Origin of the sequence: Spongiimicrobium salis (assembly GCF_043678055.1) — a bacterium.
GTDB lineage: Bacteria > Bacteroidota > Bacteroidia > Flavobacteriales > Flavobacteriaceae > Spongiimicrobium > Spongiimicrobium salis.
On the sequence record NZ_JBHEQA010000002.1, the window covers coordinates 901674 to 924080 of the forward strand.

General features: G+C 38.6%; 16 protein-coding genes and 1 tRNA gene. 7 read left to right on the forward strand and 10 right to left on the reverse strand.

What is annotated here, in order from left to right:
- Positions 1–4: 4 nt before the first annotated feature.
- The 3 genes from murA to ACEXOE_RS13270 form a co-directional block, all read right to left on the reverse strand.
- Positions 5–1312 carry a UDP-N-acetylglucosamine 1-carboxyvinyltransferase gene (gene murA, locus ACEXOE_RS13260; RefSeq protein WP_394749290.1) on the reverse strand — a complete coding sequence of 436 codons (1308 nt, stop codon included), beginning with the start codon at positions 1310–1312 and terminating at the stop codon, positions 5–7.
- A 15-nt stretch (positions 1313–1327) separates the two neighbouring features.
- Positions 1328–1984, reverse strand: coding sequence for a DUF4290 domain-containing protein (locus ACEXOE_RS13265; RefSeq protein WP_394749291.1), 657 nt, complete (start codon positions 1982–1984; stop codon positions 1328–1330).
- Between the two features lie 85 nt (positions 1985–2069).
- On the reverse strand, positions 2070–2357 hold the full coding sequence (locus tag ACEXOE_RS13270; RefSeq protein WP_394749292.1) for a DUF493 family protein: 288 nt from the start codon (positions 2355–2357) through the stop codon (positions 2070–2072).
- A gap of 89 nt (positions 2358–2446) precedes the next feature.
- Between ACEXOE_RS13270 and ACEXOE_RS13275 the strand changes: the two genes are divergently transcribed.
- The 5 genes from ACEXOE_RS13275 to ACEXOE_RS13295 all read left to right on the forward strand — a co-directional run bounded on the left by ACEXOE_RS13275 (position 2447) and on the right by ACEXOE_RS13295 (position 6978).
- Positions 2447–3010, forward strand: a complete 564-nt coding sequence (locus tag ACEXOE_RS13275; protein ID WP_394749293.1) for an AAA family ATPase — start codon at positions 2447–2449, stop codon at positions 3008–3010.
- Positions 3010–4905, forward strand: coding sequence for a RecQ family ATP-dependent DNA helicase (locus ACEXOE_RS13280; RefSeq protein WP_394749294.1), 1896 nt, complete (start codon positions 3010–3012; stop codon positions 4903–4905). The genes ACEXOE_RS13275 and ACEXOE_RS13280 overlap by 1 nt, the downstream gene beginning before the upstream one ends.
- 1 nt (position 4906) lies before the next feature.
- Positions 4907–5854, forward strand: coding sequence for a methionyl-tRNA formyltransferase (gene fmt, locus ACEXOE_RS13285; RefSeq protein ID WP_394749295.1), 948 nt, complete (start codon positions 4907–4909; stop codon positions 5852–5854).
- Between the two features lie 176 nt (positions 5855–6030).
- A complete protein-coding gene (locus ACEXOE_RS13290) occupies positions 6031–6303 on the forward strand; it encodes an HU family DNA-binding protein (RefSeq protein ID WP_394749296.1) in 273 nt (90 codons plus the stop codon).
- Between the two features lie 114 nt (positions 6304–6417).
- The gene (locus tag ACEXOE_RS13295; RefSeq protein WP_394749297.1) at positions 6418–6978 is read left to right on the forward strand and encodes a YqgE/AlgH family protein; all 561 of its coding nucleotides are present in this window, start codon (positions 6418–6420) and stop codon (positions 6976–6978) included.
- Here ACEXOE_RS13295 and ACEXOE_RS13300 read toward each other — a convergent pair.
- Together ACEXOE_RS13300 and ACEXOE_RS13305 are read right to left on the reverse strand one after the other, a co-directional pair.
- Complete coding sequence (locus tag ACEXOE_RS13300; RefSeq protein ID WP_394749298.1) at positions 6975–7835, reverse strand: aminotransferase class IV; 861 nt, start codon at positions 7833–7835, stop codon at positions 6975–6977. The genes ACEXOE_RS13295 and ACEXOE_RS13300 overlap by 4 nt on opposite strands.
- 52 nt (positions 7836–7887) lie before the next feature.
- Positions 7888–8271 (reverse strand): START-like domain-containing protein, encoded by a 384-nt coding sequence (locus ACEXOE_RS13305; protein ID WP_394749299.1) that lies wholly within the window; start codon positions 8269–8271, stop codon positions 7888–7890.
- A gap of 135 nt (positions 8272–8406) precedes the next feature.
- Between ACEXOE_RS13305 and ACEXOE_RS13310 the strand changes: the two genes are divergently transcribed.
- Positions 8407–8480, forward strand: a tRNA-Met gene (locus tag ACEXOE_RS13310).
- A gap of 283 nt (positions 8481–8763) precedes the next feature.
- Complete coding sequence (locus tag ACEXOE_RS13315; RefSeq protein WP_394749300.1) at positions 8764–9546, forward strand: methyltransferase domain-containing protein; 783 nt, start codon at positions 8764–8766, stop codon at positions 9544–9546.
- 39 nt (positions 9547–9585) lie between these two features.
- On the opposite strand, the gene ACEXOE_RS13320 is transcribed toward ACEXOE_RS13315, so the two are convergent.
- The 5 genes from ACEXOE_RS13320 to ACEXOE_RS13340 form a co-directional block, all read right to left on the reverse strand.
- Positions 9586–12174, reverse strand: a complete 2589-nt coding sequence (locus ACEXOE_RS13320; RefSeq protein WP_394749301.1) for a LytTR family transcriptional regulator DNA-binding domain-containing protein — start codon at positions 12172–12174, stop codon at positions 9586–9588.
- 617 nt (positions 12175–12791) lie between these two features.
- A complete protein-coding gene (locus tag ACEXOE_RS13325) occupies positions 12792–13316 on the reverse strand; it encodes a DinB family protein (RefSeq protein WP_394749302.1) in 525 nt (174 codons plus the stop codon).
- A 319-nt stretch (positions 13317–13635) separates the two neighbouring features.
- Complete coding sequence (locus ACEXOE_RS13330; RefSeq protein WP_394749303.1) at positions 13636–17388, reverse strand: DUF6443 domain-containing protein; 3753 nt, start codon at positions 17386–17388, stop codon at positions 13636–13638.
- 47 nt (positions 17389–17435) lie between these two features.
- Complete coding sequence (locus tag ACEXOE_RS13335; RefSeq protein WP_394749304.1) at positions 17436–21257, reverse strand: hypothetical protein; 3822 nt, start codon at positions 21255–21257, stop codon at positions 17436–17438.
- A 198-nt stretch (positions 21258–21455) separates the two neighbouring features.
- Complete coding sequence (locus ACEXOE_RS13340; RefSeq protein WP_394749305.1) at positions 21456–22394, reverse strand: hypothetical protein; 939 nt, start codon at positions 22392–22394, stop codon at positions 21456–21458.
- Positions 22395–22407 lie beyond the last annotated feature (13 nt).

Below are 22407 nucleotides of genomic sequence, written 5' to 3' on the forward strand. Positions count from 1 at the left end.
GTCCCTATACCCTAATAATATTAGCTCCGATTGCTCTTAAACGAGTATCAATGTCCTCATAACCCCGATCAATTTGTTCGATATTATGTATGGTAGAAGTCCCTTTTGCGGACAAGGCCGCAATCAATAGGGAAACTCCTGCTCTAATATCGGGAGATACCATGGTAGTCGCTTTTAAGGTAGACTTAAAATTATGTCCCATAACGGTAGCCCTATGTGGGTCGCACAAAATGATTTTGGCTCCCATATCGATCAATTTATCTACAAAAAACAAGCGGCTCTCAAACATTTTCTGGTGAATGAGCACTTCTCCTTTGGCTTGGGTAGCCACTACAAGAATAATACTGAGCAGATCCGGAGTTAAACCGGGCCAGGGCGCATCAGAAATCGTCAATATAGAACCGTCAATATAATTTTGTATCTCGTAGCCATCTTTATGCTCGGGAATATAAATGTCATCCCCACGACGTTCTAGTTGAATTCCCAATTTCTTAAAGGTAGTTGGAATCTGACCAAGGTCATTCCAACTTACATTCTTTATGGTCAATTCGCTTCGCGTCATCGCTGCCAGGCCAATCCAACTTCCTATTTCGATCATATCTGGAAGCATGGTATGTTCGGTTCCGCCAAGTTCATCCACGCCTTCAATAGTAAGTAGATTGGAACCTACACCTGATATTTTGGCCCCCATTCTATTGAGCATCTTGCACAATTGCTGTAGATAAGGCTCACAAGCGGCATTATAGATGGTTGTTGTACCTTCGGCCAATACGGCAGCCATCACAATATTGGCTGTTCCTGTTACCGAAGCTTCATCGAGAAGCATATAGGTGCCTTTTAATTTTTTTGCCTCTACCCCGTAGAAATACTCTTCTTTATTGTATCTGAACTTGGCTCCCAAATTGATAAATCCTTCAAAGTGGGTATCCAGACGTCTACGCCCAATCTTATCACCTCCAGGTTTGGGAATGTATCCTTTTCCAAAACGGGCCAATAAAGGCCCCACGAGCATGATAGAACCTCTTAGGCCCCTACCATCTTGCTTGAACTGATCGGATTGCAAATAATCCAGGTTAATATCATCCGCTTTAAATGTATATGAACCCTTTCCCTTCTTTTGGATCTTGACACCCAAATCTTCCAATAAAGAAATCAATTTATTGACGTCAACGATATCAGGAATATTGTTAATGGTGACTTCTTCAGGGGTTAATAGTACAGCACATAAAATCTGTAATGCTTCATTTTTAGCCCCTTGTGGTGTGATCTCCCCGCTTAAATGTAGACCCCCTTCAATTTTAAATGTTCCCATGTAGGATAGAAAAAATTAGTACCGTTTCTTATTACGATTATTATTGTTTCTAGAATTCTTTTTTCCGCTATTGTTCCAATTGGATTTTGCTGGCTTATTTTTAAGAAATTGACCACTATCTGTAAGGTTCTCCCCTCCAGAAGCCAAATCAATCTTCCCTTCACTAAGTTCGTAAAGGTGTTTAAAAATAGTGCTGTCATCAACAACATCCTTATTCCAATTGAGGTAGCATTTTTTCATATGATTGGCAATGGCATATTCCAAGCCATCGCGCATATCTCCTTCTTCCCATTTTATGGCAACATCGATCATCTTTTTGATGTTGTTCCCATAGAAACGGTATTTTGGAAAATTCTGAGGATATTCCAAGGGTTCAGGGCGTTCCTGTAACATCTCCTTGGTGGTAATAGGAAAGGGGGAATCCACATCCAATTTAAAATCGGACATGATAAACAACTGATCCCATAATTTGTGCTGAAAATCGGGCACATCCCTCAAGTGGGGTTGAAGATTTCCCATTACGCTAATAATAGCCTTTGCAATCTTATTGCGTTCTTCTCTTTCGGGAATGGAAACCGCATGATCCACCATCTTTTGGAAATGACGACCGTATTCTGGAATAATAAGTTTTGTACGCTCAGTATTGTACTGTAAGTTTTCGACTAGATTCAAACTAAAAAATTTTGCTTATGAGTTTAGATAAAAGGAAGTATCTGTAAAAGCTGCAAATTAAGAAATTTATGCTACAAATGCTACTTTATAATGATATAACCCCTTCAATTTTACCAACTTCTTGGTACTTGGCAATGACTGCATCCGGGTTTTTTAAGTTTACGGTAATGGAAATACTGGTGTATTTTCCATTCTTGGATTGCTTGGATTCAATAACAGCCCCGGTATTATCGAACACTTTATTGATCAAATCAATCTTGTTTGTAGCCGTAGGAACTATAAATTTATAGAGATAATTGGATGGCCATGTATTGCTTTGCTCTAATTGTTCTTTGAGCCTTGCATAAAATTCACTTGATTTTTCTTGATCCATGAATGCATTTTTTGCAAATATAGCCTTTCAATCCTAATTTTTATATCTAGTAGGGATTTCCTTAACTTTGCTTATCATAAACATATACTTTGAATCCGAAGAGAATTGTCATTACCGGGGGACCTGGCACCGGAAAAACCGCCGTCATCGATGCATTGGAAAAAAAAGGGTATTTCTGCTATCAGGAAATTATCCGTGAAATGACGTTGGAAGCAAAAAAAGAAGGAAAAGAAAAAATCCAAGTGGTTAATCCGCTACTCTTTGTGGATGACCCCATGGAATTCAATAAAAAAATATTGGAGGGGCGATTGCAACAGTATAAACAAGCCTCCAATCTTTCGGAAGCTATTGTTTTTTTTGATCGAGGCCTTCCAGATGTTTTGGCATACATGGATTATTTTGATCAAAAATATGGGGAAGACTTTGCCCAAGTATGCAAAGAACATCGGTATGATACCGTATTTTTATTGCCTCCATGGGAGGAAATCTATGTGTCGGACAATGAGCGATTGGAAACCTATGAGCAGGCCGTACAAATCCATGAACATTTGGAAAAAACCTATTCCAACTATAAGTACATCAACGTCATTGTGCCTAAGGGAACAATAGACCAACGCTTACAATTTATTGAAGAATATTTAAAACTACTATAGTGCAGCAGCCAAGGGAGATTTTGGAGCATTATTGGGGGTTTTCCTCATTTAGGGGCTCCCAAGAGCGCATTATTCATAACATTATCCAAGGTAATGATGTGTTGGCCCTTTTGCCTACGGGCGGAGGAAAATCGTTCTGTTATCAGATTCCAGCATTATACCGGGAAGGAATTTGCATAGTAGTATCTCCCTTGATCGCCTTAATTCACGACCAAGTAGAAAATCTAAAAAAACGGGGGATCAAGGCCATTGCCCTTACCGGAGGCATATCACTGGAGGAAACAATCAATTTATTGGATAATTGTCTGTATGGGAATTACAAGTTCCTTTACCTATCCCCGGAACGATTACAACAAGAAATGGTTCAAAATAGAATCCAACAGATGAATGTAAATCTGTTGGCTATAGACGAGGCGCATTGTATTTCCCAATGGGGAAATGATTTTAGGCCTGCCTATTTACAATGTGCCGTCGTCCGAAGTTTAGCACCAAAGGCTCCCATAATCGCACTAACCGCAACGGCAACACAGCAAGTAGCCCAAGATATCATTCAAAACCTTGGATTAGAAAATGGCCTTGTTATTAAGGATTCTTTTTCCAGAAAAAATATTGCCTTTGAGGTCGTATGGGAAAACGATAAATTATATCGACTACGACAACTATGCGCTGCTACATCTTCCAGTAGTATCATTTATGTAAGGAATCGCAGACTGGCTCAAGAAATTGCCCTATATCTCAATAAACATCATTGTAAAGCTGCGCACTTTCATGGGGGAATATCCAAGCAAGAAAAAAAAGACCGCCTGCAACGCTGGCTTCAAAATGAGGTGAAAATCATGGTGGCCACGAATGCTTTTGGTATGGGGGTAGATAAACCCGATGTTCGTATGGTCATCCACTATCAAATTCCCGATAGCCTTGAAAGCTACTATCAAGAAGCAGGAAGAGCAGGTAGGGACGGACAGGATGCACGGGCTATTTTACTGCTCAACGCCTCCGATGAGGAACAATTAAGGAACCAATTTCTAAGTGTACTGCCCGATAGTAGTTTTCTTAAAGTGCTCTACAAGAAGCTCAATACTTATTTTCAAATTTCCTATGGGGAGGGACATGGCACTTCCGTGCAATTACACTTTAATAAATTTTGCGATAAATACGGCTTGCATCCGCTAAAGGCCTACAATGGCTTGAAAATCTTAGATCAAAATTCTGTGATCTCCCTTTCCGAATCTTTTTCTAGAAAGACCACGGTATTGTTCCACCCAAAAAAACCTTACTTATTCTCCTATTTGGAAAAACATAAAACCACAGCTCCCATAGTACAGGCCATCCTACGGACCTATGGTGGTATTTTTGATTATGAAACCAAAATCAATCCTTTTTTAATTGCCAAAAAATTAAATATCCCGGAACCTCAAATTCTTAAGGCGCTGGAAAAATTACACAAGGACAATATCCTACAATACAAGGCGCAGCACAACGATTTGGAAATTTACTTTTTGGTCCCTAGGGAAGACGATCGGACCATAAACCGGTTTTCAAAAAAAATAAGGCAACAGCAACAAGCCAAAATAGATAAAGTGGAGCATATATTGGCATATATTAAAAATGACACACAATGTAGAAGTCAACAACTTTTGGCTTATTTTGGAGAAAGTTCCCTTGAAAATTGCGGTAAATGTGATTTTTGTAAAAGCCCGGAGACCATAAGTCCCGAAGTATATGATATCATCAAAAAAGATTTGTTAAAAGCATTGGGGCAACGCCCATTGTCGTCCAGAAATCTCGTGCAAATGTTGCCCTATCCCGAAAACGCAATTCTAAAGGTATTGCAGCAACTTTTAGAGGATGACTTTCTTAGCATTAGCATTATGAATGAATACCAAATAAAATAATATGAACAACGTACGCATTGTATTTATGGGCACTCCAGATTTTGCTGTAGCAACTTTAGACGAGTTGGTGCAACAAGGACTGCATATTGTGGGGGTCATTACCGCCCCGGACCGACCTGCAGGAAGAGGCCGTAAATTACAGGAATCCGCTGTAAAAAAATACGCTATAGAAAAGGGATTGACTGTTTTACAGCCCACCAACCTAAAAGCAACTGACTTCCTTGAGGATTTAAGGGAATTGCAGGCGGACCTACAGATTGTAGTAGCCTTTAGAATGCTCCCCAAAGTAGTTTGGAGTATGCCGGCAAAGGGAACCTTTAATCTTCATGCTTCCTTACTTCCCGACTATAGGGGTGCAGCACCCATCAATTGGGCAATTATGAATGGAGAGCAGATGACTGGTGCAACTACTTTTTTCATCGACGATAAAATAGATACCGGGGAAATTATTTTGCAAGAAAAGCTTCCGATATCAGAAAAAGATACTGCAGGTTCCCTGCATGACCGTTTAATGGTCCTAGGGGCCAAACTGGTGTACAAGACGGTAGAAGCCATAGTTAGTGGTACTGTGCAACCCAAAAAACAGGAAGTGTCCAAAATGATAAAAACAGCCCATAAGCTCTTTAAGGACAATTGTGTCATTGATTGGAACAAAAGCTTGCAAGACATCTATAATCACATTAGAGGACTTAGTCCCTACCCCACAGCTTGGACCAAACTTCAAAATGGAGAAGATAGTATCCCTATAAAGATCTACCATACTGAAATGGAAGAACGGAAGCACTCCTATAACAATGGCCACTTAATTTTTGATAAAAAAGAAATTCGGGTAGCGGTAAAAGGTGGCTTTCTAAAACTTCTAGAGATACAATTAGCGGGAAAGCGAAAGATGAAAACCCAGGAAGTCTTGAACGGGCTTTCTCTTGAAAAAAATGCCCGTGTTGGCTAAAGCCCCGCCAACATTGGGCTGCGGGAAGCGGAAAAAAAAGGGCACTTTATCAACAAACGTTCCAAGTTATTAACAAAAACGCCTATTTCCCCCTATTTTACTTGCGTTAAAGCCAAATCCGTATAAATTTGTCTACGAGTATTAAAAATTATTTAACAACAATTAATAATTAAATTATGAACAAAACAGAATTAATCGATGCAATGGCAGCTGATGCAGGAATTACAAAAGCATCCGCTAAGAAAGCTTTAGAATCTTTTTTAGGAAATGTTGAAGGATCTCTTAAAAAAGGAGGAAGAGTATCTTTAGTAGGTTTCGGATCTTGGTCTGTATCTAAAAGAAATGCAAGAGAAGGTAGAAATCCATCTACAGGTAAAACTATCCAAATTGCAGCTAAAAATGTTGTTAAGTTCAAAGCAGGAGCCGATTTAGGAAAAGCTGTGAACTAATTCATATCGAATAAAATTGGGAAAAGCACCTCAAAATGAGGTGCTTTTTTTATATTCAACATTTTGGTTTTTATTAAAATTATCTTAAATTTAATATAAACTTACAATAAACCCATGCTTAATCTTAAACCCAAAAAAGGGAAGCTCTTGGTGGCTGAGCCTTCATTGACAGGTGATGTTGCATTCAATCGTTCTGTAGTTTTGCTGGCCGAACACAATAATGAGGGCTCCGTTGGTTTTATCTTAAACAAACCTTTGGAATATAGCATTAGTGATCTGATCAAAGAAATAAAAATCCCCTTAAAACTATATAACGGTGGGCCTGTTGAGCAGGACAATCTTTATTTTATCCATAAGATACCCCATTTGATAGCAAATAGTATTGAAATTTCCAATGGAATTTATTGGGGCGGCGATTTTGAAAAAACGGTACACCTTATCAACGATGGGGTAATTACCTGTGATGACATTCGTTTTTTCTTAGGGTACTCCGGATGGTCATCATTACAATTGGATCAGGAATTGTCTTCAAATTCGTGGATTGTGGTACAGAATGAGTATCGGAGTGATATTATCCAAAAATGTTCCGATGCGTTTTGGAAAGAAAAGATCATGGCTTTGGGCGGAAATTATCTTATCTGGTCCAATGCTCCTGAGAATCCAAGTCTGAACTAGACTTCATGGTGGTTTTCCAACCGAGCCAGCGCATTTAATTTTCCCAATAATACCGCAGCTGCTGTACTTGTATATTTCTTCTTCCTGTATTTATGAATGGGTTGTATCCCTACAATGGCATTTGTGAGAAAGAGTTCATCTGCTTTTTGGAGCTCAAAAGGAGAGATACTGGCTTCTTGAATGTCATATTCTTTTAATTGTGTTAGGATACCGATTAATTTCTTACGTACAATCCCATTGAGACAGCCATCCTGCAATGGGGGTGTTTTAACCGTATTTCCATGGATTAGGAAAATATTTCCATTTAGACCCTCCACCACTTGTTTTCTCTGATTCAACAGCAAACAATTGTCATACCCATTTTCATCTGAAAAAATGCTCCCGACCACATTAATGATCTTATTGTTTGTCTTGAGGTTGGAAAGCATATCCGGATTAATGTAATAATCCTTGAAGAGTTCTACCTCGTAAGGTACGGTATTGAGCAAATAAAACGGACTGTCAAGAGGGGCGGTTTCAATGATATAGGATATGGCATTGCTTTGTGGGCGATACAAGCCTCCATTGTTTCTAAAAACGGTAAAGCGAACTCTAACTGCACTATGCTCCTGTCCATTCTCTTTAATTGTCCTTAAAAGTTGTTCCTCTAAAAATTCCATAGTGAAATTCATAGGAATCTCCATCCGCAAAATCCGCATAGAGGCCATTAAACGCAAATAATGATCTTCCCAAAACATGACTTTTCCATGGATAATGCGAAGCGTTTCGAACAAAGCATCTCCATAGCGCAGTCCCCTATTTTCCTGATTTAAAAAATGACTGTCCGTAGCGAAGAATTCACCGTTAAAATTTATCATAAAAAAAGCCTTGAAAATTCAAGGCCAAATATACTGTTAATTCTATAGAATTCTAGGCCGATCCCAAGACCTGTTTTAGGCTTGAAATCTGATTCTCCCATAACATCTTCGCTTCATCCACCTCATCATCATCGGCAAAATCGGTTATAAAAAGGGATACGTCTTTTGTAATTTCATCGACAATGATTTTCATTTCAAAAAAACTATCGTCCTCTTCTTCCAACCAACTAAATTTCACAAATTCGTCGGTCTTGCGTTTTAGCAGCTTGGCTTCTTCTTCCGATCCATCCCAAATAAAGCTGAATAATTCTCCTCTTGAATTCACGTTGTCCGCAAACCATTCGGAAAGTCCTGAGGGAGTGGCTATATATTGATAGAGTAATTGTGGCGATGCCTGTATCACAAACTCCAGTTCGTATTTCGTTTTGTCGTTCATTCCATTTGTGTTTTCTTAAAGGCAATATATATATTTCTAAATGATAAAAAAATAAATCCTCGATAATATTTTACCAATTTATTTTTTGATAAGGAAGAAATTAAACTTTATATTTGCAGCCGTTTAAAATGAGATGGCGAGGTAGCTCAGCTGGTTAGAGCGTCGGATTCATAACCCGGAGGCCGAGGGTTCAAGTCCCTCTCTCGCTACAACAAAACCCTTAGGATGATTATCTTGAGGGTTTTCTTTTTTTAATGGAATTTTCTATTACTTAGTCATACAACCCTTTTTTGAATTCAGTCGTCTTTAGTCTACTAATGATGATATCAGTCTCCGTGGTAGTCCTAATTTCCAATTTTAATTTTCCACAGCGATAGCAATAAGAAATCAATGATTTTATGTTCAAATGAAAATATGCTATCTTTTTACAAATTCCGTAGCACGGAACAACAAATTCATTTTATCGTAGTAAATCTTAGGTGAACAAAGCGCATGACAAAGCTAAAATTTGATAAAAAAGCGGCACAAAATTTATTGGCTGTATACAAAACCCCGGATATCGTTCAACAGCGAAAAGCAATCTTGGAACATCTTCAACTCCAACGAGATGAGCATATATTGGATGTTGGTTCCGGACCAGGTTTCTTAGCTCAAGACATGGCAAAGGAAGTTGGACCACAAGGATCGGTTTGGGGTATCGACATTAGTACTCACCTAATCGATATCTCAAAATCCATTAGCGAAAACATGCCCACAATTCATTTTAAATATGGGGAGGCAACGGATTTAGAGTTTGCCGATGAAACTTTCGATACCCTGATCACCACCCAAGTATTGGAATATGTAGAGGATGTGGATCAAGCACTGAACGAATTTCACAGAGTGCTTAAGAAAGGGAGAAAAGTAGCGCTTCTTGATACCGATTGGGATTCTATTGTTTGGAATTCTTCAGATGCTCCAAGGATGTCCAGGATTCTAAAAGCTTGGGAATCTCACGCCGCCGATCCTTTCCTTCCCCGAAGCTTAGCAGGTCGTATGGAAAATGCTAATTTTAAAGTGAATAAAATTAAGGTCATCCCTATTTTAAATCCGGTATACGATCCAAATACCTATAGCAATCTGGTTATCGACACCATAGTACCTTATGTCATTCAAACAGGAAGGGTAACCAAAGAAGAAGCAGATCTTTGGGCAGAAGACTTGCGTAGCACAAATAAGACATTTAGCTATTTCTTTAGCTTAAATCGGTATTTGTTTATAGGCACAAAAGTTTGAAATTCCCAGTGTTACTCCCATTCCCAGCTTATCGTATCTTTATACCAAACGAAGCTTTTCCAGATTCTCCACATAGGTTTTACTCACGGGAATCTTAGTATTCCATACAGACACTTCCCGCACTCCCTTTTTTTGTGTTACCTGATCGATCCGAACAATATAGGATTGATGCAATCTCGCATAGGCAGATTTGTCTGGAAGGCTATCATAGAAGCTGCTTAGCTTACTGCGTACCAGATATTTTTGGGTAGCCGTGTAAATCTCTATATAGTTACGAGCCGATTTAAAATACCCTATTTCTTTGGTGGGTAGCTTTATAAGCCTTCCATTGGTTTTTATCTCTACATGTATGGTGGTGTCTCCCTTTTTCCTGAGTTTATGCATAAGCAATACAACAAGTTCGTTTAAGGGATTTTTTTTGAAAATCAACTCATGATACCTGATCAATATCAATAGAACAACGCCTACCATTACAACAAGAAGTCCTTGGAACCACCATTTTTTCCAGAAGGGGGTCGCTATACTAAAAGAATGGATTAAAGCGGGGGTCCATGAGCCATTTTCTGTTTTTGTTTGCACAGAAAATTGATATGCCCCAGAATCTAGATTTGATAATTGAAGGGCATTATTTTGGGTATAATTCCAAAGGCTATCATTTTGCTTAAGTTTATAACGATATTCCCTCTTTTTCCCCTTTCTAAAGGAAATGGAATTAAAATTGATATCGAGTTCGTTTTTACTATAAGGCAACACTTTTTGTAAAGGCATTTGTGTCATTCCGCGTTTCGCAAGCGTATTTTCAAAATGAAGCCACTTTTTATGCTCTTTTTTTATCTCCTTTAACAAGGCCTTTGGAAAACTGAACAAACCTTCTTTTGAGGCCACCCATACCCTATCATCAATAATTTCGATATCTGTAATTTCAGAACAAGGCAATCCGTCGAATACAGATATTTGTTCAACATCGTGGGTATTATTTGCATACAGTACAATATGATTTAAACCTTGGTTTGTTCCTGCCCATATCGTGTACTTATCTTCTGGGAAAACCTCGGTACAAATATTGCTCAATAGGCCTTGCTCTTTAGTAATGGAAAATATAGTGTCGCTTTTCCGAATAACAATGCCATTGCCCATGGTACCTGCGTAAAGGGTGTTAAACTTATGGTCCACATCAAAGATTCTATTGGTAAAATGCCGATGTGCTACGGGTGCTATCGCAGAGATGCCCTTGGTATAGGAATACAACCCAGAGTTGGTTCCAATAAAGTATTCCTCTTCCCTTTTTGTAACATCGAAAACGCGACCCGAAGAACTAAGCCGTACAAGTTGTTCGTCTTCTGTAAGGGCTATCGCATTCAGACCATAACTTAGAGGGGAATCATCATCCGAAAATCCACGAATACCTATAGTGTCCCTTTTAAAAATTACTCCAGTATTGATTTCCCCATAGTGCGTTATATCCTTATTTTTATTATGTGCTACAAAAGCAGGTAATTTGTTTTGGGAAACATATAAGGTTGAAAGCGCATTGTTTTCCCTCTTTTTTTTCAGAACTGCCCCATTATGTAGCGCAATCAGCAATTCTTTGTCATTGGTTTGAGATAGCTCCGTAGGATAACTTTCTAAAGGGTGGAAACTAATTAAGGGTTGTCTGCAATAGAAAACTCCTTGATTTAAGGTGGAAATCCATAGACCGCCTTCATGGTCTTTGTATATTTTAGAAACAGAATAATCTTTTAGGAAATGCCCTTGAACATTGCCCTTAAGGTCAATGAGCATCACCCCACCGTATTGAAACCCTACCCAAAATAAATCTTCATTGTACTTTCCGGCAATAATGGGAGTTTCCTTTCTAAAAATGGAAAGCGGATATTCCATAATCTTGTCAGCATTTATAAAAAAACAATGGCCATTCATAAAACCTACTCGAACCTTGTGTTGTTCAAAATAGAGTACCCTGGAGAAAGAGGCTTTATTGGTTATTTCATATTCCGTCTTGGTAAGCAGTTCTAATTCATCAGGGTTATCCTTGAAATCTTTAAACATAAAATTAGGCGCTTCCTCAGGAATTTTCCACACTTTTTTAGTTGTTCCTACTGTGCCAATTTCCTGTACCTTATTATGAATCGACCCATTGTTATCAATTTTTACATAGCCATAGCGATTATTAAAACTTAAGAACAAATCATTCTTTTCTGAGACAACTAAATTATTGATGATAAGCGCATCACTTTTTAATACTTTGCTCAGCATTTTATTATGCTGGTAAGGCTTAAAGCCTTCTGCAGCATTTCTAAACGTAAATAATTTATGATTGGAAGTAGCGCACCAAATGAGTCCGTCCCTATTTTCGTAAAAATTATAGACTACATTGTCCAATAAGCCATCAGAAGTCGTAAATCGCTCAAAAGTTTGTCCGTCATAACGCGTTAGCCCGCGATCTGTGGCAAACCACAAATAGCCCATATTATCTTGGGTAATATCGTATACTTCAGAACTTGACAAGCCATCCAAAGCAGTAAAATTCTCAAAATAGGGTTCTTGAGCCTTTAGCCAAAAACATTGGACCAAAAACAAACTGAATACTAAAAGGAATTTTTCTTTTCTATAGCAAATTAAAGACATGGGAGAACAATAAAAATCGTTAAACAATGCCTGTTCAATATAGAAAAAAGGTTTTAATTTAAAGCCTGTTCATGAAGATTTTGCGCTATAAAATTGTCAGGTCTTAAAGTTTATTCCTTCAATTTTTTAAGTCGTTCATTGACAGTATTTTATTATAAGGGACTATCCAAGTACAAATTCCGGGAGCAAGGAAACTTCTTTGGGAATTGGTGTATACTTCGCATTTTTTGAGGAAACATGTCCGAGAAAAAAGGTTAAGAATGACTTTTGAGTTCTAAAAAAAAGTTCTCGATACACTTGCTTTCCACCTAAAGAGTAGGAAATCGAGCACTCGAACAAACGTATTCTTTACTTTTTGTTACTTCTAGTGTTTTTAGTACGTGAAGGGAATTAAAAATGTATCGAGAAGCGGTTCAAGACCACGACCTTTCGATACCCAAATAAGAAGAGTAAACAAATTAAAAAAACCACGGTCTTTACCTACCGTGGTTTTCTTTTCATTCTTTTTTGCCCGTACATGCTAGGAAGTCACAAACTTCGCATGCCAAGCCTATGTTGTATGGGGTGACCACTTTTAAGATTACATACCCCCCAAATAACAACTTTTAATTCTTTACTTATTGTTTTACACTCCAAGGCGGAGTTACCCCATTCGATCGGGCATAAGCAATTAACTGACCTTTGTGTTCTCCATTGTGTTCCATCACAACCAATAGGCCGCCAAGCATGTTTAATTTCGTAAAACCGAAATCTACTTCATCGCCTAATTTCCCGGTTTCTACCATGGTAATTTTTTCAAGTACAAAGGCATTCGATTTTTTCAATGCGGCAATGATGTTTGCTTTTCCTGTTATTTTGCCCAAAGCCATCATATCCACATCGGCTGGAGGTGGAAAGCCCATTTTTGAGGCAAGGAAGTAGTTGCCCCCGGCCACATGCATTAGCGCTTCCCCAACGGAATTTACCCCTTCCATGGGCCGCCAATCGTATTGTTCTTCTGAAAAGGCTTCGGCCAATTGAATGACCTGCCCTTGGTTTTGGGTCAGTATCCCTTTAATGGTCTGTTGTACCATAGTGTTTTCTTGAGCAAATCCCGCGAAAGTCACCAAGGCGAATGCGAATAAAATTATCTGTTTTTTCATTTTAAATAGGTGATTAGATTAAATCTCCCTGATCCTCAGGGTTTCCCAAAGATACGGATTAGTTGATTTTTATCACGCTTTTCTTTAGAAGCAAAAGACAAGAGGCCTAACAAATGGCTTTGAGGTATTGGATAGCTCCAAACTTCTTGTAAAAATAAAAAAACCATGGCAGTAGTGCTATGGCCTTTTTTTGAATTCCAGTTCCTATTCCTTACGCATAAACAGTGCGAAGTTGCAAACTTCGCACAGCTGATAACCGCTCTTAATCATATGCCTGCACCATCAGGAGAAATATTTAGTATCTTAAGTTTTGATAAAATCACATTTTAGTTTTTGTCACTTGTGCCTGTCTAGAAGTTACTTTCACATTTCTTCCGCCTGACTCCGAGGTTGATGTGTTAAAATTCACTTTAAGAAAAAAATTGACCTTTCCACTCAATACTTCATTAACGACTGTAGATGTCTTAGTTAAAGTTGCTCCTTTTTTATTCGATTTTGCAGTACCGGTTTCTTTTTCGGCAGATAAACTAGGTACAATTTTAATACCTAGAAATTTTAGAATATCCACTCCAATCTCACCATTTAGCCCTCCGCTTAAAGATTCTTTTTCTGTTTCGCTGGTAGTTTCGCTATTTTCTTTTGAATTATTGATCTTGTCATTAACTGAATCCAGTAAGGTAGCCGACATTTCAAAAGATGCTGCGAAACTTACATCTATATTGAGTTCAGAAACCTTTCCTTCATTATCTACAAATCCGTCACCTTTTAAATTAAAGGACACATCTCCACCCGCTAAAAAAGCATCTACTTGGTCTCTTATATCTTGCTTCTTTTCTGAGCTTAAAGTTGATCTTATGCTTTTTTTGTTACCATTAGCTACTTCTTCCACATCTCCTGTTAAAACAGAAATCATCAAAATAAATTCCTTTACCAATTCCTCCTTTTCTTTTATCCCATTGATTGTGGTTCCCGAGGGAAGTGGTTGTTCAGGTCCTTGAGGCATCATCCCATCAGGATCAATAAAATAAATCGGATTGTCAAAAGCATAGTTATAAGGAGAGTGTCTACGCATTAAATCAGCAGCGGGGTCTATATTAAACCAGCGTCCAAGAGCTGGGTCATAATTCCTGGCTTCATAATCATACCAATTAAGCCCTAGTTCTTCATTTAATTCTTTTCCATTATACTTGTAATCCTGCGCTGGATTTGTTGATGTAACTGCCGTATTATATCCTTTATGTTCTAAGCCGAATGGGTAATAATTGGATTCTTCTACAATTTCATTGGGTGTAACTCTTCCATTATCGTCAGTATCTGTATACGATAGACGCACATTGCCCAGATGATCTTTATATTGAAATATATAATTGTAACCTCCCGCATTATTGGGAGTAGTGTATCCTTCTGGATGACTAAAAAATTGTAAGTTATTGTTTTCGTAACTATAATTTCCAATATATTCCGTGATCACTATGGTATTTTCGTCGTTCACTTGCTTTTCCAGTTTTACACCAGAAGCATCATAAACATAGCTAACTTGCTTATTCGGATTGTTATTAAAAACAATACTAACCGGTAAATTCAGGTGATTGTAACTAATAGCGGTAATGCCTTTATTCCTGTCTATCACCATATTCCCATTGGCATCGTAGCTGTACTCCACCATTTGATTAACACCATCTTTAAATCCGTAATGATCATTCCCATTATCCAGCACTTTAGTAAGTTTATTTCCGGTATCATAGGTATAGACCAAAGCATCCATTATCCCAAAGCTGGTAGCATTTGTATTCGTATGTCCATTTCTGGTAAGACTTAGGATATTTCCCTGTTTGTCATAGCTAATGCCCCTAAGACCATATCTGTTGTCTGCTGAATTATCCATAGCCGTCGTAAGCCTGTTTAAGGCGTCATAACTATAGGAATAGGATCGCAGACTCTTATCCGTACTTTGACTGCGCCATTGGGTTCCTGAGATATTTCCATTGTACAAAGGCGTTCCCCTTACCGGATTGTTGTAGTCTATTTTAAAGCCGAAAAGATCAGTGGCCCGAATGCTTAAGGTATTATCGGTACCATTTTGATCATTGATCCCTTTTAACCACCCCCTTACATTATAAGCATAGTCAACTTCCTGTAAAGGGTTTTCCTGAGTGTTTCCGACCTTCTTTTGAACAAGAAGCCCCACACGATCATAGGTATTGTATGCGATTAATTCCGTTTGTCCATTAAGTTCTTGTTCTTGCTTGATCAAGCGGGATTGATGATCATAGAAGAAGACATCTGTCGTTACTATCGCAGGTCCATTCCCCTTGCTATGTGTTGTACGGGTGCGCAGTAATTTCCCGGCAAAATCAAGTTCAGATTCCGCAATATCCTCTGAATTTAGATAACTATTGTTTGAATGTGCATATATTAGTCGTCCTTTTTCATCATAAGCCGTGAGGGTCGTAATCCAATCATTGGTTTCTAATACACGTACTTTGCTTGCTGTGGGCAATCCCACTGCCTGCGTAGTTACCGTTTGCCCCAAAATAAGCCCGACAGGAAGGGAAAGCCCATCTCTTGTTGTGTTATAGTCATCATAATAATTGATTGTCAGGATTTCATCCATTACGATGGGTATTGCAGTACTTGTATAATATAATGTTGAACCGGCAATGGTATTAGGGCTAGTTGTTCTTTGTTCAAAATGCGTTGTTGTTGTCGAGTTTCCTATAATGTTTTGAAAGTTACTTCTTGATATGTTTATATTCTTAAAACCTGTATAAACTATACGACCAAAAGCATCATATTTAGTAAATAACCACTTGTTTTGTACTCTAAGATTGGCATCCTGGGTAAGTATAGGCCAATCCAGTTTGTTGTAAATAATAAACTCCCAACCTTTGCCGGGTATTTTCCTTTCAATAAGCCTATTTCTATAATCATAACGGTATTGATAACAGAGGTTATTCAATTCATCGGTACTTATCCCGTTCTCAAGGGTAACCTTTGGAGGAATAACGTAGACCAAATTATCATAATCATCATATACATAATGTGTGTCATGGGGGATATTTTCATTGTAGCTTCTTTTCAATACTACCCTTTCCAATTTGTCTTTGTATTCTATGGTCGTATGATCATTGGGATGCGTTTGATCGGGGCTCCAGTTTTCATCTTTAGTAATACGTACATACAATGCATCTCGTGAATAGTACCCATTTTCCACTAGGGAAGGGATTTCGGTATTTCCTCCAGCATAGCTTACCCGAAAAGCCCGTACTTCTGAAGCGTTGTTGGTCCTCCAATCAAACTTTATCGAATGATCGGTCTCACTGGAAGGGTTTGCTTCCCAGGCTTTTCCCGGAGCCCCTTGTTTGGTAATCCTATTTAATGGAGATGGTTCAAATAATTGTTCGGAATAGGCATTTATGTTAGCTTGGGCAACACCTACAAAATCGGCAGCATAGGTATTTTTATAATAGTTGTTGATGGTATTGCTAATGTTTATATTTTGAAAACCGCCAATGGCCGTCTGGGATTCAAAGGGCAGGTATTGTCGTGCCTGTCTGCCAAAACCATCATAAGGAATATGGGTTACAATATCTCTACGATTGGGTGAGGCTTTAATATCCCGTTGTTGTATCGGCCTTCCTATCCCATCAAAATAAGTAACTCCTTCAATAACATCATCTTCTGTATTGATTCCATTAGAAGAATTGATAGCTTGTTGATAGGTACGAATAAAAGTATAGTTTTTGGAATCATCCAAATTAACAGGCTGGTAAGCCACTGGTAATGAAGGGTCTATTCGTGCTGAGAAGGAACTGCCCGATTTGATCCAAGTATTTGGTTTTAAGGTAATACGCTCCCCTGCAATCAAGGTCACCATTCCATTTACTTCATAGTTTCCCTCTTTTACGATTATAGAAGCTTCTTCTTTAATCGGTAATCTTCCGCCGCCAATAACAGCATCTTCTTCGTTTAAAATAATATCATCCGGGATTTGGGCATGGATGGTTTGATTCGCAAGGAAAAGGAATAGTGCGACCAATAATGATATATGAGTATAGGTTTGTTTTGCCATTTTAGCTTATTTTAAATGGGTTTTAATGGATAACATTGCTTCAAAAATCAATAACAACAATTTACATTAAAGGAAGCCGGGCTTCCCAATTGCCCTATTGAAGTGCTCTTTAATGAAAATGAGATGGTACCGGATATGATACCCGAAGGCGCATTCTTGAATTCTAGGGAACAATTAACATAACCGGATGCCGGAATGGTCACCTCTGCTGTTTTTGTCTGATAACTAGCTATAGTAGATGAAGTGCCTCCTACTTGTACGGTTCCGCTTTGATCTCCACGTGGACCCTGTAAGGTAAACGTATAGGATACATCCGATCCTGGCGAGCCATAAATGCGTGCTGTTCTTTTTCGATCGGATACGGTTACCACATTTTCAATACGCACATCTTCTCCAGGTATAGGAGGGGTTTTCAAAATTCTAATATTTGTATTTCCAGTCACAAAACTGTTCTCGCCAAAATAAGCATACAACCTAACATTTAGCATCCCTAAAGTGGTATAGTGAAAGGAAAATGACCCTGGTAGTGCTCCGGTACCTTGATCTAAAGTTGTTCCATCACCCGCCTCAAGACGCCAATGGGTTATGGGAGGAATTCCAGATGGTAGGCGACGAGTAATTGTGATACTTTCCGTGTTGTAAAATTTATATTTGATTCCCTTTAAAACAATATGGGAACAATTGGTGCAGGGTACGCCCTCATTCAATACATTATAAGCATTTTCAGAAATAAGTGCAGCGCTGTTATCCCTAACTGCTGTCAATCGCTCCATTAGGTCATAACTGAAACTGTGGGTATAATCCCTTCTAGAACTATTCCAAACCATCCCCACACCTGGTTCATATGCATAGGTCTCTATTTGACTTTGTTCATATTCCGAATGATTCTTTATACGTTGTATCTCCGTATTGACCTCTGAAAATTGAGTTTCAGGATTTTGAAGTATATGGGTGTCAATAATCTCATTAATAGGAGTTGCTCCATCCTGTGTGGCCGGAGCATTATGGATTTGGGCAATAGGATAATCCCCTTCATAGCCATAGACATACTTTGTGGAATAGCTATTGTCAACCGTCATTTCAGTTAAATTACCAAAAGAATCATAAGCATCATAGCGCATGCGTTCTTCAATATCTTCCAGAGGGGCGTCCCCTTTCTGATAATGTACAAAGGCGGGCAAGAGGAGTGATGGCGAACTACTGAAGAAATTAAAAGACTGAAATTCATGGCCTACAAATCGGTTATCCCGATATCGTCGCACATATACAGGAGCTTCTATTCTGTTTCTCAATCGTAAATCATTCATTCTAAGATATCTAGAAACATTATACTCGGTATCATACGGATAATAGAATTCTACTTTGTCTGTGTTAGTTCCAACTCCATGAGATAAGCTCTGGGAGGTGGAGCGCAGTCGGTTTCTGAGATTATAGGTGTTTCGTGTGGTGGATGTAAAGCTATCCCCATTTAAAAATTCTGTAGTCTTTGTTTCGGTCAATTGGGGGACAAACTTTCTAATGGGATAGGGGTATATTCCAACAGGCGGGTTGAATTGGGTTGGAATCGCCAGTAAAAAATCCGTGATGCTACCGTACATGATTTTATAACCGTTGCCTACAGGGTTTTGGAAGAGTTCATAGGAGTTTTCTATTTTTCTTACGAGCAGATTCTGCTTATCCAATAGCATCTCTTTTAAGACGCGTCCATTGGCATTTGCATAGTGATAAGGGGGAATTTCAAATTGAAAGCCATTAAATACATCCGTGAGGTCAGGACTTGGGGTATTGATATATTCCGTAATCCGTTTTCCGTTGGTGGCATTGTCCAAATTGCTCTCGATTATCTCTTCCACACGATCATAACCTACATGAGACCCATTGGCAGAATTCAAGATTCCCAGCTTATTACTACTTGAGGTTTCTAGACGAGACCATTGGACATTTCCTCCTTCCGTAAATTCATAATAAGTATCAAAATGATAGAGCTTACTCATTAAACGCCCCTTAGATACAGGAAGAGAGGAGTTTTCTGTAGATTCATAGCGGTACGTTTTTTCAAGCAATAACGAACCCGTATGGTCAAAATTTTTAACCTTGCTGATACGCAAACCGCCTATCTTAAAAGTTTTTAAGTTAGGGTCTCGCGAAGATACTAAGGGATAACCTGCTTCCAGATTATTTTCATTGAGGTAGTAATAACTAAAGGGATCATAACGTTCTGAGGTATCATCTAGCGAAACAGAAGCAGTATTGCTCTCATAGGTATAGGTAGTATATCCTCCCGTGGGATAGGTAACTCTCTTAAGGCTTCCTTTTTTTGCTGTGCCGAACTTACTCCCTAATTTGCCCCCATTTATTGATGGATTCGGATTAACAAAATCTGGAGTGTCTATTTGACAAAAATCTCCATTCAATGCTATTCTCGGATATCGAACCGAATTTCCTGCATTATTGTAAAATCCCCAAAAATCTACATCTATAGAATTTTTCTTGGGCAATTGATTGGGGCTATCATATTCAAAGGCGTATTCCAAACCGTCTACAGACACCCCATCCAATTTTAATCGTAGATTCTTTTGTGGGAATGCATCATTGGCATGTTGTGCATTAAAATAGGAATCGTTGTCAAACACAATATGCTTCACTACTTCCCCGGTACTGGAAAAAACATCCAACCGACTGAGCTTTAACAATTCTTCATTACCCGAATAACTTCCAGTCACCAAGCTTAGCGGATGATGATCTTGGGTACTCAGTGGCACCAAATCAAATCTACTTGAAGTATTGAAAACAACACGCTTTCCCGTACTTAAGTTAATAATCTCTTTAGGAATTACCGATCCTACCCGAGAGATTACAGCACTATACGTGCCAAAAGGGTCGGGATAATTGCTTCCATCAAAAGTACCATTGTTCATTTGTTTCGCGCAGCTAACAACGGATCTGCTTTGGGAAAAAGTAGGCATGCTTACATGATAGTAGCCGTCGCGGCCTTCATCTTTCCCATAGTAAGTAAACTTCAATTCCTTAGCATTAGGGGATATGATTTTATCAGGATACCAAGCCTTTGGGATATTGGCATCGATCGTAGTATTAAAAGCATCTCCATTTTGAAAAAAAATATCCTCGGGTTCTGGTTCCCCTTCTCCCATCAACGAATCGCCCAGAGCAATTTGAGAAGTTAGTTCCATATGCGAAAAATGATATACAAAACCACTTTCATCCGTAATGACAAATGTTCTTGTATCTTCTTGAAAATCAATTTGCGCATTGCTATCATTCAAAATACGGGCTTTTATAATACCATCAGTTACTGCTTTTTGGGTCAATTGAAAAATAACGGTGGAGCTATAAAGGGTCGCAATAAATACATCGGGCTGGGTATCATATAAACTGGTTAAGGTATAAGGAGGGCCTTGACTTAATTCTTGCAAATCAAATCCGCTGTGATGGAATGGAAGGGCAGGTTCAAAACAGTAACCCGTTGATAATCCACCTTCTCCGCCATAACCTGGTCTTCCCTGGCCAATATCGCTTGCCTGATTGATAATATGGGTAATGGTAGGAATGCCACTTAAATTCCAACCCAGACCTACCCATGATGCTTCTTGAGCTACGCGTATTCCTCCAGTATCATAGGACAGTGTAAATGGAATTTGCTTCCCATCAAAATCCATAGTATACAAGGGTATGGAAACATCTGCTTTTCCCACATATTTATTGACCGGGGTTAAATCAAACCGGGTCATTTCAAATGTGGTTGGGTTATGTGCAGAGAATTCGGCTGTTCTAATATATTTTTGTGAAAAGCTCTTGTTTATTCCCAAAAACAATAGTGAATAGAATACTATTAAAAAAAAGTTTTTCATATTGGTTATAACTTTCAGTGATTATCAAAATAGGGTTCGTGGTTTTGCTCTGATGGTCTACATAATCTTGTGTTGACTATTTATCGACCTTGAACATTTTTCTTTACTACTTACTTCTTTTCTGAAGAAATACTGGCGATCCTCTTTTTAATAAGAGCTAATGCTTCAATTGTTTAAAGGGGTCGCAGGAAATCGGAATTATTTCTTTTCGAGAAGTAACAATCGTTCTTGTAAGGCTTTATTGTTACTCTCTAATTTTTCTAGCTTTTTGTTTTGCCCTATGAGATAAAGCGTAAGCTCCTCTATTTTTTGCAGTAATCTAGCGTCCATCTCTCCTAGCAAGATGCCGTTTTCTTCTACTTCTTTTGCACTCGGGATGTCCTTTAAATGCCCTTTTTGTTTGATGTGGTCTTCCACTTCTTTAAGCGTAGGTAATTCATAGGTATCCTCAAATACAAAATCGGACCACCCTGTTAGGTCAACCTTTACTTCTTTTGTATGGATATCTCCATTGACCGCAAGAGTAGCATCAGGGTTTTCTATGCCTATACCGACCCTACCTAAGCCATTTAGGGTCAGTACTGCCTGTTGATCTTCAAAGTTGGTATTATTGCCATTGTGAATTCTAAACTGAAGATTATTGGTCTCAGGATTCCCTGTGTGATTGGTATAAATGGAATGATACCTAATATTTTGATCCAATCTCCCAAAACGCAACTGTTCTGTAGCAATAGAATGAGTAGGTGCATTCCTTAGGTAAGTAAGTCCAGAAATATCCAATTTGCCCACTGGCGCTATTAGACCTATTCCTATTTTCCCACTTGCACGTAAGCTAGTATTCGAATTTTGGGCATTGGGAAAAAAAATAATATTCCCAGTCCCACTATAAAAAGAGAGATCTCTATTACCACCTGTATATAAGGAGATACTATTGGTATTACCGAAAATGGTTCCATTTACTTTGGTCAGGGCCAGACCTCCATAGGTCGTATTTCCCGTTTTAAAACCAAAACTATCCAAAGAGTTCGATGTGCTTTGGGGTATTATACTCGTAACGGGCACATCCTGTGCGAAAGAGGTTAGATAAACGGACATTACTAAAATGGTACATAGGATACTAGATTTTCTTGTTCTCATAAGGAATAGTTAT

What these genes read in the sequence shown, in the direction of transcription:
- ACEXOE_RS13330 (WP_394749303.1), bottom strand. Translation starts at nt 17,388, where the DNA reads ATGGCAAAACAAACCTATACTCATATATCATTATTGGTCGCACTATTC.
- murA (WP_394749290.1), bottom strand. Translation starts at nt 1,312, where the DNA reads ATGGGAACATTTAAAATTGAAGGGGGTCTACATTTAAGCGGGGAGATC.
- ACEXOE_RS13295 (WP_394749297.1), top strand. Translation starts at nt 6,418, where the DNA reads ATGCTTAATCTTAAACCCAAAAAAGGGAAGCTCTTGGTGGCTGAGCCT.
- ACEXOE_RS13320 (WP_394749301.1), bottom strand. Translation starts at nt 12,174, where the DNA reads ATGTCTTTAATTTGCTATAGAAAAGAAAAATTCCTTTTAGTATTCAGT.
- ACEXOE_RS13290 (WP_394749296.1), top strand. Translation starts at nt 6,031, where the DNA reads ATGAACAAAACAGAATTAATCGATGCAATGGCAGCTGATGCAGGAATT.
- ACEXOE_RS13315 (WP_394749300.1), top strand. Translation starts at nt 8,764, where the DNA reads ATGACAAAGCTAAAATTTGATAAAAAAGCGGCACAAAATTTATTGGCT.
- ACEXOE_RS13305 (WP_394749299.1), bottom strand. Translation starts at nt 8,271, where the DNA reads ATGAACGACAAAACGAAATACGAACTGGAGTTTGTGATACAGGCATCG.
- ACEXOE_RS13340 (WP_394749305.1), bottom strand. Translation starts at nt 22,394, where the DNA reads ATGAGAACAAGAAAATCTAGTATCCTATGTACCATTTTAGTAATGTCC.
- ACEXOE_RS13335 (WP_394749304.1), bottom strand. Translation starts at nt 21,257, where the DNA reads ATGAAAAACTTTTTTTTAATAGTATTCTATTCACTATTGTTTTTGGGA.
- ACEXOE_RS13325 (WP_394749302.1), bottom strand. Translation starts at nt 13,316, where the DNA reads ATGAAAAAACAGATAATTTTATTCGCATTCGCCTTGGTGACTTTCGCG.
- ACEXOE_RS13270 (WP_394749292.1), bottom strand. Translation starts at nt 2,357, where the DNA reads ATGGATCAAGAAAAATCAAGTGAATTTTATGCAAGGCTCAAAGAACAA.
- fmt (WP_394749295.1), top strand. Translation starts at nt 4,907, where the DNA reads ATGAACAACGTACGCATTGTATTTATGGGCACTCCAGATTTTGCTGTA.
- ACEXOE_RS13300 (WP_394749298.1), bottom strand. Translation starts at nt 7,835, where the DNA reads ATGATAAATTTTAACGGTGAATTCTTCGCTACGGACAGTCATTTTTTA.